General features: G+C 52.5%; 9 protein-coding genes. 3 read left to right on the forward strand and 6 right to left on the reverse strand.

What is annotated here, in order from left to right:
* Positions 1-8 precede the first annotated feature (8 nt).
* From Enr10x_RS19720 to Enr10x_RS19735, 4 genes are all read right to left on the reverse strand, one after another.
* Positions 9-1,457, reverse strand: coding sequence for a DUF1501 domain-containing protein (locus tag Enr10x_RS19720; protein ID WP_145451098.1), 1,449 nt, complete (start codon positions 1,455-1,457; stop codon positions 9-11).
* Positions 1,458-1,462: 5 nt separating this feature from the next.
* Entirely contained in the window at positions 1,463-4,081 is a 2,619-nt protein-coding gene (locus Enr10x_RS19725) for a PSD1 and planctomycete cytochrome C domain-containing protein (RefSeq protein WP_145451099.1), read from the reverse strand.
* Between the two features lie 205 nt (positions 4,082-4,286).
* A complete protein-coding gene (locus Enr10x_RS19730; RefSeq protein WP_145111785.1) occupies positions 4,287-4,688 on the reverse strand; it encodes a DUF4198 domain-containing protein in 402 nt (133 codons plus the stop codon).
* Between the two features lie 102 nt (positions 4,689-4,790).
* The gene (locus Enr10x_RS19735) at positions 4,791-5,726 is read right to left on the reverse strand and encodes a DUF1559 domain-containing protein (protein ID WP_145111788.1); all 936 of its coding nucleotides are present in this window, start codon (positions 5,724-5,726) and stop codon (positions 4,791-4,793) included.
* Positions 5,727-6,077: 351 nt separating this feature from the next.
* On the opposite strand from Enr10x_RS19735, the gene Enr10x_RS19740 reads away from it, so the two are divergent.
* Together Enr10x_RS19740 and Enr10x_RS19745 are read left to right on the forward strand one after the other, a co-directional pair.
* A complete protein-coding gene (locus Enr10x_RS19740) occupies positions 6,078-7,253 on the forward strand; it encodes a tetratricopeptide repeat protein (RefSeq protein WP_145111791.1) in 1,176 nt (391 codons plus the stop codon).
* Between the two features lie 69 nt (positions 7,254-7,322).
* Positions 7,323-9,101: a CRTAC1 family protein gene (locus Enr10x_RS19745; protein WP_145111794.1), complete on the forward strand. Its 1,779-nt coding sequence runs from the start codon at positions 7,323-7,325 to the stop codon at positions 9,099-9,101.
* Between the two features lie 181 nt (positions 9,102-9,282).
* Here Enr10x_RS19745 and Enr10x_RS19750 read toward each other — a convergent pair whose 3' ends face one another.
* Both Enr10x_RS19750 and Enr10x_RS19755 read right to left on the reverse strand, forming a co-directional pair.
* Positions 9,283-9,615 (reverse strand): carboxypeptidase regulatory-like domain-containing protein, encoded by a 333-nt coding sequence (locus tag Enr10x_RS19750; RefSeq protein WP_232093061.1) that lies wholly within the window; start codon positions 9,613-9,615, stop codon positions 9,283-9,285.
* A gap of 193 nt (positions 9,616-9,808) precedes the next feature.
* On the reverse strand, positions 9,809-10,780 hold the full coding sequence (locus Enr10x_RS19755; RefSeq protein ID WP_145111797.1) for a DUF1559 domain-containing protein: 972 nt from the start codon (positions 10,778-10,780) through the stop codon (positions 9,809-9,811).
* A 357-nt stretch (positions 10,781-11,137) separates the two neighbouring features.
* Here Enr10x_RS19755 and Enr10x_RS19760 point away from each other — a divergent pair, with 357 nt between their 5' ends.
* Positions 11,138-13,819, forward strand: coding sequence for an FAD-dependent oxidoreductase (locus Enr10x_RS19760; protein WP_145451100.1), 2,682 nt, complete (start codon positions 11,138-11,140; stop codon positions 13,817-13,819).
* Positions 13,820-13,929 lie beyond the last annotated feature (110 nt).

Consider the following 13,929-nt stretch of genomic DNA (forward strand, 5'->3'; position numbering starts at 1 on the left):
AGACCTGTTTAAGCCAGGAGCATGTCGAGCACTTCCCCCTCGACGCCGGTCAGGCGATAGTCAAGCCCCTTATGCTTGACGACGAGCTTTGTGTGATCGAAGCCCAATTGATGCAGGATGGTGGCATGCAGATTATGCAGGTGCACGGGTTGCTCGACCGGGTAGAAGCCGAGTTCATCGGTTTTGCCAATGACAGTCCCGGCTTTCACGCCGCCCCCGGCCATCAGCATGGTAAAGCTGAAGGGATGATGGTCCCGCCCTTCCCGGCCTGGTGAAGAGCCGCGACGGACTTCGGTCATGGGAGTCCGGCCGAATTCCCCTCCCCAGATCACGAGCGTGTCTTCCAGCAACCCTCGCTGCTTCAGATCCTTGATTAAAGCGGCAGAGGGCTGGTCGGTCATATCGCAGTTCGTCTTCAGGTTTTTGTCGAGATTCGAATGATCGTCCCAGGTGGAATGATACAGCTGCACGAAGCGGACTCCCCGCTCAATCATGCGGCGGGCCAGCAGTGCATTACTGCCAAACCAGTTGGTCGTCTCGTTATCTATCCCGTACATATTGAGGGTCGACTTTGACTCATCACTGAAATCCAGCAGATCCGGTGCGGCAGTCTGCATCCGATACGCCAGTTCGTAAGCCGCGATGCGCGAGCCGATTTCCGGATCTCCCACCTGATCATACCGCATGGCATTCAGATCCCGGATCGCGTTGATGCGATCCTGCTGCATCTCTGGTGAAACTCCCTGGGGGTTAGAGAGATACAGAATCGCCTCACCCCGACTGCGAAAGGTCACCCCGCGATAGGTGGATGGGAGAATTCCATTCGTCCACAGCGAAGAACCGCCGTCGACTCCCTTCCCTGAATTCGACAGCAGGACGACATAACCGGGCAGGTTTTCAGATTCGCTTCCCAGTCCGTAGGTCACCCAGGAACCCATACTGGGGCGGTCAAACATCGTCGAGCCGCTGTTCATCAGCATCTGGGCCGGGTGATGGTTGCTCACGTCAGTCTGAACCGTACGGATCATACAGAGATCATCGGCACAGGTCCCCAAATGCGGCAGGTTGTCTGAAAAATCGAGGCCTGAGTCTCCGTACTTCTTGAACTTGCGCGGTGAAGCCATCACTTGCGCGGTCGATTTGATGAGGGCGTCCTGGATCCCTTTCAGAAAGGACTCAGGCACCGGCTGACCATGCAGTTTCTGTAATTCTGGTTTGGGATCGAACAGATCCATCTGGCTCGGTCCGCCCGACATGAAGATAAAGATCACATTTTTAGCGCGAGGCTTGAAATGTGGTGACTTGACCGCCAATGGATTGACCGCATTAAGCGATGTCGACTCTGCCAGGCCATCACGCGCTAAAAGACTGTTGAGTGCCATCCCCCCCAGCCCACAGGCGGTCGATTGCAGAAAATGTCGTCGTTTCAGATTGAGCCAGGGATCAGGTGATAGCATCGGTCTCAGTCCCGTGTAATAAATTCGTGCAGGTTGAGTAATACGCTGGCGACGACGGTCCAGGCCGCTGCCTGTTTTTCAGGAGTCGCTTTGTCAGCGGGCTGCTTCCGGATTTGCTCTCGATACAACGCTTTCAAACGTTCCCGTTCCGCTTTCTGCGGTGTTCGTGCCAGACAGAGCCGGAATGCGTAGCTGATCTGCTGATCCAGATCCCCGGAACTCTCTTTGACGACTCTCTGTCCCAGATGTTGTGCCGCTTCATAAAACACCGGATCGTTCAACAGCGTTAATGCCTGCAGAGGTGTATTGGATCGGTCCCGACGCGTGCAGGTCTGGCTCGGATTCGGTGCATCGAAGATTACCGATTGTGCATAAGGCGATGTTCTCAAAATCAGCGTATAGAGCCCCCTGCGGTAGCGGTCGTCCCCCGAACTGACCTCCCAGGTGTTGGATCCAAAGGCTTCCATCACCACACTGTCGGGTTGAGGAGGACGCACACAGGGACCTCCCGTTTTTTCGTTGAGCAAACCACTGACTGCCAGCGCTTGATCGCGTACGAGTTCGGCAGAGAGCCTCAGGCTCGTCTGATGGCTGAGGAGTCGATTGGCGGGATCTTTCTCCTGTATTTCAGGTCTCATTTTTGAAGACTGGCGATAGGTTGCAGAGGTTACAATCAGACGATGCAGGGCTTTAACATCCCAGCCATTCTCTCTGAACTGCCAGGCCAGCCAGTCCAGTAACTCTGGATGTGAGGGACGATCGCCTTGAGTCCCGAATTCATCCGAGGAGATCACGATACCCTGACCAAAATATTCCTGCCAGATTCGATTCACGGTCACTCGGGCCGTCAGTGGATTCTCATGCGACACAAGCCAATGCGCCAGATCGAGTCGGTCCGGCTTACCTTCCGGCTGGAAAGGAGAGAGTGAGCGGGGCGTCCCTGGTTCTACAGGGACCCCTGGTGAGAGATGAGAGCCGCGCAGATGCACAAACGCCTGTTTCGGGGTCCGCATTTCCTGCATCGCGGGTGCCCGGGAAACAGCCGGATATTCCTTCCGCAGTGCAGACAGATTTCTGGCGAGTTCTCCCAGTTTGAGCTCTTTGAATCGGGCGCTGTCCACCAGGTGTCCCCGAGCCAGAAAGTAATCGAGCAGATCGTCGCGCTGACGCTGGCTCCGCTGGGCTGGATCCATTTTAATGATCTCCAGACCTTCCTGTTGTCCTTCGCCGGAACGGAGGCCCCAGACCAGCCCCATCACCTCCCAGGCACGCGCCCAATGGTGATCTTCTGCTGGATGCTCTGCCGCATACAGCATCTTCTGCTCCCACTCTCGCTGCAACTGTTCCAGGGGTTCGCGGATCGGATCGATGAGCGCCTGACGTTTCTGCTGATAAGCCTGCCGTTGCTTTAATAGAGGTTGATCCTGAGGCAGTGGGGCATCGATATTGACTTCAAATGCCGAATTGAAAAAGGAGTAGAGCTGATAGAACTCCTTCTGACTGATGGGGTCGTACTTGTGATTATGACAGCGACAGCAGTCCAGCGTGAGCCCCAGCCAGATGGTGCCCATCAGTTTGGTACGATCGACAACTTTATTGACCCGAAATTCTTCCAGGTCTGCCCCTCCTTCGCGGTTACTGAGGGTCTGGCGGAGAAAACCGGTCCCAGCCTGCGCTTCGGGTGGACTGTCGGGTAGCAGGTCACCGGCGATCTGTTCGATGGTAAACTGGTCGAAGGGCTTGTTCTGATTCAGGGAACGCACCACCCAGTCTCGAAACCGCCAGGCATGAGGTCGGACCGCATCCGTCAGATATCCGTCACTGTCTGCATAGTGACACAAATCCAGCCAGGGGCGCGCCCATTTCTCACCAAAATGAGGTGACTGCAGCAGACGATCCACCAGTCGTTCATAGGCATCCGGACGCGTGTCATTCACGAACGCTGCCACTTCCTCCGGAGTCGGAGGTAACCCGATCAGATCCAGCGTGACCCGGCGGATGAGTGTCGTTGGATCAGCCGTTGCCGCTGGGGAAATCTGTTCCTGCTCCAGGCGATGCAAAATGAAATAATCAATTTCATTGCGACACCAATTGTTCTGCTTAAGCTGCGGTAGCTCTGGTTTCGTGATTGGCTGAAAGGCCCAGTGATTCTCCTGGGATTTGTTTTTTGTCTCGGTGCTGATAACGAGTTTTTCCGGCCAGGATGCCCCCTGTTGGATCCAGTCCCGGATCAGGGCAATTTCGCGCACTGACAGCCGCTCTCCTTCCGGTGGCATCACAATCTTGTCCGGATGCGTCCCCGAGATCATCTGAAACAGCAGGCTACGAGCGGGCTGTCTGGGAATGACGGCTTTCCCATAATTTCCTCCCGCCAGGGCGGTTCGCCGCGTGCTGAGTGAAAAGCTGCTCTCCGGCTCAGCTCCAGCATGGCATTCGATACAGTGAGCCTTCAGGATCGGGAGAATGTCTTTAGCGAAGGAGATTTTATGGTCTGCTGTGATCTGCTTGACTGGATTGTTTTCTGCAAACAGCGGCAGAGAGAAGCCAGCCAGGGGAATGCACCAGCAGAAAACCAGCGCATACCATTTCGTACAGTGCTGGGAGGCAGAAAATCGCTCACACATCAAGACTCCCCTCAATCTCACAGGAGACAGAAACACGTTGATTCAGCCTCCCCTAATATAACAAGGCGTTTATATATAAGATAGTTTGAAAGCCAGCGACATGGTTCAAACAGTCATTTTAGCTACAGACAGGTAAAAAAACCGCCGCTGTCGTGAGACTACAGCGGCGGATTTAATCTGATTTTCGGACTCCAACCTCAGCTGATCACTGTGCGCTCTTTAGGTCAAAGTTGAAGGTTTTACTGTCTGCGGAAACGTTTGCCGTGAGTGAGGTCGCCTCTCCCTGATACTCTTTCAATTTCGGGTTCGGTCCGCCATTCATCATCCGGTCCACATTGACTTTATACTCGCGAGGTGCATTCACTGACATCGTGTAGCTCCCCTGGCTGTCTGTAATGACCAGGGCAGGTCCCACCAGCGGATCGCCGTCAGCAGGTAAAAAAGTGACCTCGGCATCATTCAGCGGTTTTCCATCCAGCGTGACCACACCGGTAATTTCTACGGACTGGCTCTCATCCACCATTGCTGGATTGCCACATCCACAGATCACAACAGTCATGATCAACAGACTGCAATAACATAAGATTTTTTCAGATGCTCTTAACATGTTCATTCCACTCAACAGGATCAATGAAATAAAGAAAAGCATACACACCGAGCCAAAGCTCAGTGTGTATCAAGAAATTTGAACTGGGCTCAGACAGCCTGTTCAGGGAACCTCAACAACCTCACCACCTCGGGGAGTACAGAGTGCCTGCCACTGTCGACCATCAATATTTTCACTGATAAAGCGAACGGCACCGTCCATAAAGCCACAATGCACGCCCCCCTCGTGAGCACTGCCCACAGTTCCCCAGTTAATGGTTGTACTATAGGTTGGCTTGGGATTGTTGGGGGTCGCGTCGATGCGGGTTGAGAAGCCGATATTTCCGTAGCCGGCTGTCGGATCGTACCAGCTGCGTCCCATATTATTCTTATGAGAAGTGGGAAGCACGTAATCCTGCCCTTTAGCAAACTCCGAAAATGTGATCGTATTACTGGTACCATCTGTGACGTTCTGCAGACGCATCTGACCTGCATAGACGGCTCCCGAGGAAGAATCGACTATCCCCCAACGAGAGGCAAAGATACCGTTGGTTGTGTCAGAACCATGACGACCACACAACCCGTAACCATGATTGGCACTGGCAGTCGGATAGTTATGTTGCGCGTAAGTACCATCTTCAACGAGCAGCGCGCTGGGACAGAGAAATACGGTAACTTTGGTTCGTCGAACCTGTGCATTGGCCGCATTCTGTGGATCTACAGAAAAATTGATCGTGTTGTAAAGCGGGGTCTGATCCAGATATGGCAACAGCATGGTATGAATGGTATGTGCGTAGTTACCATTATCCGTCACACAACAGCAGGAAGGGGCGTTGTAGTGGTTAACTCCACGCGGAATCACTCCGTTGGTTGTATCCACATAATTGTGTAAAGCCAGACCAAGCTGCTTGAGATTGTTTTTGCACTGACTGCGCCGGGCAGCCTCACGCGCCTGCTGAACCGCAGGTAATAGAAGGGCAATCAGAATCGCGATGATGGCAATCACCACCAGCAATTCAATAAGGGTAAAACCACGCTTACGCTCAATTAGAACACGCATGCCGAGCTCCTGATAAAATGAATAAAAACAGAAATGACTCAGTCAATTTGTGCGAGCGCGATTTTCGACTTAGTATATAAATCTTAAAAAGAAATGTCTAAGCCCTATTTCACCTTGTTAATGTCGGTTTTGCAATAAGAGTTTTGTAAAAATTATTAATTGTTAGAAAATAATGAATTTCCCTTTTATAATGGCTCTAAACCTGTTGTGATCACGCAAAATAGGAAAATATTTCTTCTCGCCCTGCCTCAGAAACGTAATACAGACCAGCCTCTCAAACGGGAGTCATCTAATAAATCTCCCCCTGAAAATCTTTCGTCCGGTTCCGGACTTTGCTGAAAAGAGTGACTCTTGCGCAAACGCCTTTATGTAATCACAGGAATCTTCTGCCTGGCCGGTCTGGTCTGGGTGGCAAGCTCAAAGCAACGCAAGCCGGCTCCCGCACAAATGCGCGCCATTATCAAATCGGCAGAACAACTGCTGACTGCAAAAAAAATTGATCAGGCGATTGAGGAATTACAGGATCTGGCCGAGGTGGCCCCCGAGAATGAGCAGGCCGCTTTTCTGTTGGGGCATTGTTATTATCAAAAGAAGAACTATGCAGATGCTGCCAGATACTTTTTGAAAATCTCAGCCGACTCAGAGTTGTACCAGCCTGCTCTGATCAATGCAGCCAAAGCCTGCCTGCAGTCTGCAAACATGGAACAGGCCGAAGCGGCCCTCCAACGGTTTCTGGAAGTCTCCCCCAACTCTCCGCAAGCGATCACGGAACTGCAGTGGCTCTATTTCAATCAGCTCCGTTTGCGCGAGGCACAAAACCTCTTGCGCGCCAAATTACTCCAGGCAGAGAATCCTTACCCTCTGCTGTATCATCTTCTGCAAATGGAGTTCAAACCACCCATTGCTCAGGAGTCGATCGCTCTGCTGAAACGAATCAACCAGGCAGAGCCTGGGCAGGCATCAATCCTGCTGGCTCTGGGATATTGCCACTGGAAACTGGGACAGATTGAACAGGCCCGTGATCTGATCGAACAATCTCTGACGATCAATCCAGAACGCCTGGAAACAATTCTGACTGCGGCCGATTTCTACCTCGAAACTGGCGACGAACAGAAATGTGAAACCATTCTGCAACCACAGAAAGCGTATCCGGTAGAACTTGAGAAACTATTACAGCAGGATGACCGCTGGCATTTCCTGAAATGTCGACTGTACTTTCAGCAGAAAGAACTTCCTCGTGCCCTGGAAGAAATGCAGCTTGCACTCAAGATAAATCCGCATGAAATTCAATATCTGCAACAGTGTGGAACAATTCATCAGGCGTCCGGCCACTACGAAGAAGCACAACAGATGTTTCAGAAAGTAAAAATCCTGGCATCCAGCCATCAGCAACTCTACCAGATTGTCGCCAGTGGCGCGCTCGAAAATCCGACCAGAGAAGATTGTCAGCAGATTGCCTCATATCTGGAAACACTGGGAAAACCGCTGCAGGCCCGCCTGTGGAAAGAAATTGCATCATCCATCTGAGATCAGGTCGCCCCGTCAGCGCAACAGGGCGATCACGTCAGCCCAAGAAAGAGTAAGAGGTAAACCACTTTGTTCGCCCATCATGGTAAAGAGATCGCCTGTCTGTTGCTGCTCTGGTTACTCCCGTTCTGTGCAGGATCGGGATGCAGCGATGAGCCTGCTGTCTCAATCGAATCTGCTCATCAGGCTGACGAAAACAGGTCAGAAGCCGCCTCGGCACCAACAGCTACAGTGGATCTCACCAGTCCCTTTCGATTCACAGAGATTGCAAAAGCGTCCGGGATCGACTTTACCTACTATGGGAACCCCAGCCCGGAACATTACATGGTGGAACAGAACGGGGGAGGAGTCGCCTGCCTGGATTATGATCTGGACGGCCAACTGGATCTTTTCTTTTCAAACGGATCCCACTTCGAGCAACCTGCAGAGAAAACAGGCCAGACCCATCAGTTGTACCGAGCGACCGGTCAACAGGGGAAATCCCTGCAGTATGAACCGGTCGCAGCTCTCGCGGGGGTCAATCATTCCGGCTTTGGAATGGGAGTCGCCTGCGGTGACTATGACAACGACGGATTTGTCGATCTTTACCTCTGTGCGTATGGGAAGAACATCTTCTGGCAGAACAACGGAGATGGAACCTTCACCGAGATCACCGACCTGACCGGTACAGGTGATGCGCAGCACTGGGGGACCAGCGCTGCGTTTGCCGACCTGGACGGAGATGGGGACCTCGATTTGTACGTCACGAATTATGTGGATTATGACAAAACTGATCCCCCCTGCTATACCACCTTGCACGGTGAGCGAATCAAAATTTCATGCGGTCCCATCGGTCGTACCGCGCAGCCGGATATCTTATTTGAGAATTCTGGTGATGGTCTCTTCGTCGACCGTTCTGCAGCAGCAGGAATCACCAGACCGGAAGCCGGCAAAGGACTGGCTGTCCAGATTGTCGACCTGGACGATGATGGCTTGCTCGATATCTTTGTCGCCAATGATATGACGGACAATTTCTTTTTTCACAATACCGGCAAACTGACGTTTGAGGAGCAGGCACTGCTGCAGGGAGTCGCTGTCGGCGATAACGGCATGCCACAATCCTCCATGGGGATTGCCTGTGCCGACTTCAACAGGAACGGCCGTTTTGACCTGTTTGTCACCAACTTTGAAAATTCCCCTAATGATTTTTATGAACAGATCGATTCCGGTGTCTTTGTAAGCAGCAATACGCGTCTGGGGCTGGACACAAACTCGCGCCCCAAACTGGCGTTCGGAACAATCGCCGCTGATTTCAATCTCGATCAATGGCCCGATCTGTTCATCGCCAATGGGCATATCTGGAATTTGAGTGATGGCCAGACCGAGCATGACTATGAAATGACTCAACAGGTTTACCTGAACCAGCAGGGCAAACGCTTTCGAGATGTCTCCCCAACCGCGGGCCCCTATTTCCAGAAGCGTCTGCTGGGGCGTGCCGTCGCGTCTGCAGACCTCGACAACGATGGTGATACTGACCTGGTCACCTCTCCCGAATTGAAACCGGTCGCCCTGCTGCGGAATGACAGTCCCCGGACAGGTAACAGTGTTTCTGTCAGACTCATTGGGACAAACTCCGTTCGGGAACCGCTGGGGGTCTCACTGAAAGCGACGATCGAGGGAGTCGAACAACTCTTCTGTATTCCGGCAGGAGGAAGCTTTCAGAGTTCCAATGACCCGCGAGTAATCATTCCTACGGGCCAGGCCAGGCAGATTGATCAGCTCACAGTCATCTGGCCTGACGGAAAGTCAGAACACTGGAAGCAGATCCCTGTCCAGCAATTCATCACACTCATCCAGGGAAATCAGTGAGATCGACGCTTTCCCACTTTGATCGATCATCAATGGGAGTCAATTTCTCCAACCAGACCTCAAACTGAATTCGTATTCAAATAAAACGGCCCCAGTTCAATTTCAAAGTCGAAATAAAACCGGGGACCGTACTGATTTTAGCAGGATTGCATGACGTCGACGCCAGTCTGGCTCGCCATCACTATTTGAGGTCGAAAGTAAATTCGCCTCCGGCATCGTTGACCTGGGCTGTCAGTTTAGAGTCCAGAAAACTGCTGTATTTGATCGGCAGTGATTCAACAGCACCGAGATTAGCTGGAGGCTCTGAACCATCGATTTTGATCGGAGAACCATCTCCCTTCACAAAATGATTGATGACAACTTTATAGCTGCCGGGAGGAGCCCCTTCCCCACCTCGGACCTGTTTTAATTTGAATTTGCCGGATTCATCCGTGAAGCCAACACACTCGACTCCTTTGGTTTCTCCCTGTGGTACGAAAGTCACCGTTGCAGAAACCAGAGGTTTACCTTTCATCGTGACAGATCCGGAAACAGGCACTGTGTTCGGCAGAGGCTTTTCGGCCGCACCACCTCCACAACCAGTCAGCCCGACTACCAGACTACAGCAAACCAAGCATAAGCTGAAACGTTGTAACATTGTTTCGAGTTTCCTCATCATAAAACGAATTTCACAAGGAAGTTCAAATCGACTGAATTCAAAAACGGGCTTAGAATTCACCAATGATCTTACCATCAGCCATTCGTGCCAGATTCTGGCGGGTGGTGGTATCGATGTTCTCACTCAGGAAGTGAACCGACCCGTCTGCCAGCAGGAAGTGTGCTCCCCCGGTATGGAGACTACCGGCATAGGCCCAGCTTCCCAGTTTGCCCTGAGGCAGTTCTGGAGGCGAAAGAGAAGAATAGTAGAATCGGTTGATCGGGTAAGAAACCAGATTCAGACCGACCATCACGTGACCGCGATAACCCCAGGCATTTGTCCCGCCGTTGTAAACGGTTCGGGTCGTTTCGCCCATCATCAGGGTGTTACTGGTTCCGTCTTTCACATCGTCCAGGCGGCATTTGCTGTTATCGCCGAACATGCAGCGGCTGGTGGGAGCAGTCAGTGTCCAGTTTTCACAAGAATTGTAAGGAGTAATGGTGATGAAATCATAGTTGGTTTTCGCACCACCTGTTCCGGTATTGGTCGCCGAAATACCGTAGCTGCCTGTGGTAGAGGGAATAAAGTAGGTTCCGTCATCCGAAGGACACAGGAATACAGTCACCAGTGTTTTAACAACAGCGGCATTCCCGTTGGTTACCGGATCATCTCCAGCCGAGAGCGTTCCTGTCGTACCGGAAGTGATGCTGGAGTGAGTCGTCGCACAACCGCTTGAGTTATACATGTTGTACAGAGGAGCCTGATCGATGTAAGGCAGCAGCATGGTCAGCCCTGATGCCATCAGCCGTGGTGTTGTACAACGACCAATATGAGCGGGAGGCAGAACTGAAAATGTTTCATGATAGTTGTGCAGCGCCAGCCCCAGTTGCTTTAAGTTATTTTTACACTGAGATCTTCTGGCTGCTTCACGGGCCTGCTGTACAGCAGGTAACAAAAGGGCAATCAGAATTGCGATGATGGCGATGACCACCAGCAGTTCAATCAAAGTAAAACCCCGTTTCGGCCTCAACGACTTTGACATCAATTAACTCCTGAAAAAATCCAAATCAGAACTGGAATGAACCTGCCCCTGACTTTGACTGCCTAGAGAACCTGCAGATCATGCTGCTTTTTGAGGCTCAATTGGTTGATAGATCAAGGATCAGTTAACAATGCGTTACGGAAGCAAAATCAATGCCAGACCGTTCAAGTTGCTGAGTGGATCGCCTGCGTTCACTCAAGGGCAAGCAAAGTGTCCGGCGTCAGAAAAGCTGCCAGAATCCAGAAGAGAGATGACAATACAGGGGCTCGTGGCGTATGATGCAGCTGTATAGTTTTGTTGGCTTTGCCATCTAAAACAGAATATCAATACAGTCTTAATCAGAAATAAACACGGCTCATGAAAAAGAAGATCGCGCTCCTCTGCTGGTTTCTCTGTTTTTTTTCAGAAAATCTGACCCAGGCTCGACTGCCCGAACGACAGACCGATTTACTGATCGTCGGCGGGACCGAATCGGGCTGGGCCGCTGCGATCCAGGCGGCTCGTCTGGGAGTCAATTCGATCACCCTGGTGATGGACGGGGAATGGCTGGGTGGACAATATACGGAACAGGCACTCGCCTGTGTCGATGAAAACAAAGGCCCGGGAAAAGTTGGTTGGGGAGTCGACTGGCACCCGATGAAACGCTCCTTCCATCGCAGTGGCCTGTTCAAGGAACTGATGGATGGGATCGAAGACTTCAATACTCAAAAGTATGGCTCCCCCATGCCGGGACGCCCCTTTCATGGTCCTTCCACGTTCCGTCCGGCAGAAGCTGAAGCGATCTTTCGCAAACTGCTCCAGCCCTACGTCCAGAGCGGGCAGGTCCGTCTGATTACAAAACATTACCCGGTCAAGGCAGACGTCAATCAATCAGGCTCCCATCCCCGACTGACAGGGCTCTGGTTGGCACCGATCGGGTCGGAAACTCCCGACCTGCATTTCAAGGCCCGGCTGACCATCGATGCCTCTGACTGGGGCGATGTCATCCAGGTTGCCGGTGCCGCTTTCGAAGTCGGAGCCGATCCCCGCTCGCGCTATGGAGAACCGAGTGCCCCTTTGACGCTCGATGACTATCCTCCCAATGAAATGAACCCGATTACCTGGGCGATGGTCGTGGAAGAGTCAGACCACGATACGCCGATTCCGAAACCGGCACAGTATGATGATCGCTGTTTCGTGCGGACCTCGAAGCTGAGTTTTGCAGAGATGAAGCATCTGAACTGGGATCGCCCGATCAAAAAAATGGGCTCAATTCCCCACTGGCCCGCTGCGGGACAGGCATCTCCCCGCCAGCTTTCCATCTTTACGGTACGACGGATTGTAGATGGCTACACCAGCAAAGATCATAAAACCAGCATCCTCTTAAACTACATGCTGGGCCAGGACTACCCCCTGGAGCGTCTTCCACAACACGTCTGCGAAGCTCTGGAAGCGACCGAACCGGGAGCCTCAACAAAGAACATCGTCCTTATGAACCGCCAGCAGCGTCAGATCATTTTCGACGATGCTAAACGGCACTCGCTCTGCCTGTTCTATCACCTGCAGAATTTCGTACACGATCGTGCAGACGATCAAACCAACAGCTTCCGGCACTTCCATCTGAGTAATGAATTTGGCACTCCCGATCATCTGCCCCCCAAACCCTATATCCGTGAATCACTGCGTCTGAAAGCCATGTATATGATGCGTGAGCAGGACGGGCGGAATATGGATGGCCCCAACAAGAAATTTGCCCGTGAGCGGTTTTCCCGCGTGATGTACCCCGACGGCCTGTTTGCCTGGCAGTTCCATTACGACTTCCATCGCACCGGGCGTGCCTATCTGAAATCGGAAGGGAACAAAGGTCCCTGGATCGATTATGAAAAGCCGGGACGCAATACCAGCCTGGTCAGTGACCGCAGTCTGTTTCCGCTCCGCAGTCTGGTACCCGTTGAAATGGATGGTTTACTGGGGGCGCAGAAAAATGTCGGCTACAGCAGTATTGTCAGCGCTGCCATCCGTCTGCACGATCAGTGTATCGCCGTGGGGCAGGCGGCAGGTGCAACAGCTGCTGTCTCCCTGAGAGAGAACATCGACCCTCGTGAAATCCCCTTTAATCACCAGCAGCTGGAACAGGTCCGGCACGCGTTGTGTGGAGAACCGGAAGAAGGACTGGCCGTCTTGATCTGGCCTTATCGGGATCTGGCGGCTTCACACCCTGCTTTCGTTGCTATCAACCGACTGGCTGCCCGCGGTGCCCTGCCCCTGAAAGTGCGCGAAGTCGACTTTCATCCGGATGCCCCCGCCACGCCGGAATGGCGAGAATCTGCAACAGAGCGGGCACTGCAGACAGTACAGCCGACCGGGCTCACACTCGACCTCCCTGCTGATCTGACCCGGGGCGCATTCTGCCAGCAGTTATGGACCGCCATCAAAGACCTTCCTGTTCGCCCCTATCCACGCCTCAAAACGGGTGATGCAGACGGAGACGGCATTCCCGATGCTGATGATCCCTCGCTCTTTACCCCCGGCGAACCGCTGCAGTGGATCCCCGAAAAATTAACAGCTGATCAGGATGGCCTGCTGAAAAAAGATCTGTCTGCCAAGGCTCGTAAAATCAACTTTGCAGGAAAACAGACACCATCCGTCTCCGGTTTTGAAACGGATCATGGACTGCCGTTCAAACAAAAACGTGGCTTTGGCTGGCTGCAGGATCTGAGCCAGAATCAACGACAACGCAAACGAGTCCCGGAAGCATACCGTGACACATTCATTTTCACGCGCAGTCATGCCACCTGGGAATGCACTGTCCCCCCAGGCAAGTACCGCGTTACCGTCTGTGTAGGAGACGCCGGACACGAACAGACGGGGCAATGGGTCACCGTGGAAGGAAAGCCGCTGATGGAAGATCAGTCCACAGTCAGCGGCGCATTTCAGGAACAGAGCATGACCGTCGATGTCAATGATGGCCGGTTGACCATTGAAATCGGCAAACCAGGGGGCACCACCAATACCTGTCTGAACTGGATCGTTCTGGAGCCAGTTGTACCCCGGGACTGATACCCGCAGCTGCCAATCACTGGCAGATGTCAATTTCGACAGCCAGATCTGATTTGATCACCTCCAATTTGGATGATTTTCTCAACCACAGCAGAGAATCATATTGAACA

It is taken from the genome of Gimesia panareensis (assembly GCF_007748155.1).
Classification (GTDB): domain Bacteria; phylum Planctomycetota; class Planctomycetia; order Planctomycetales; family Planctomycetaceae; genus Gimesia; species Gimesia panareensis.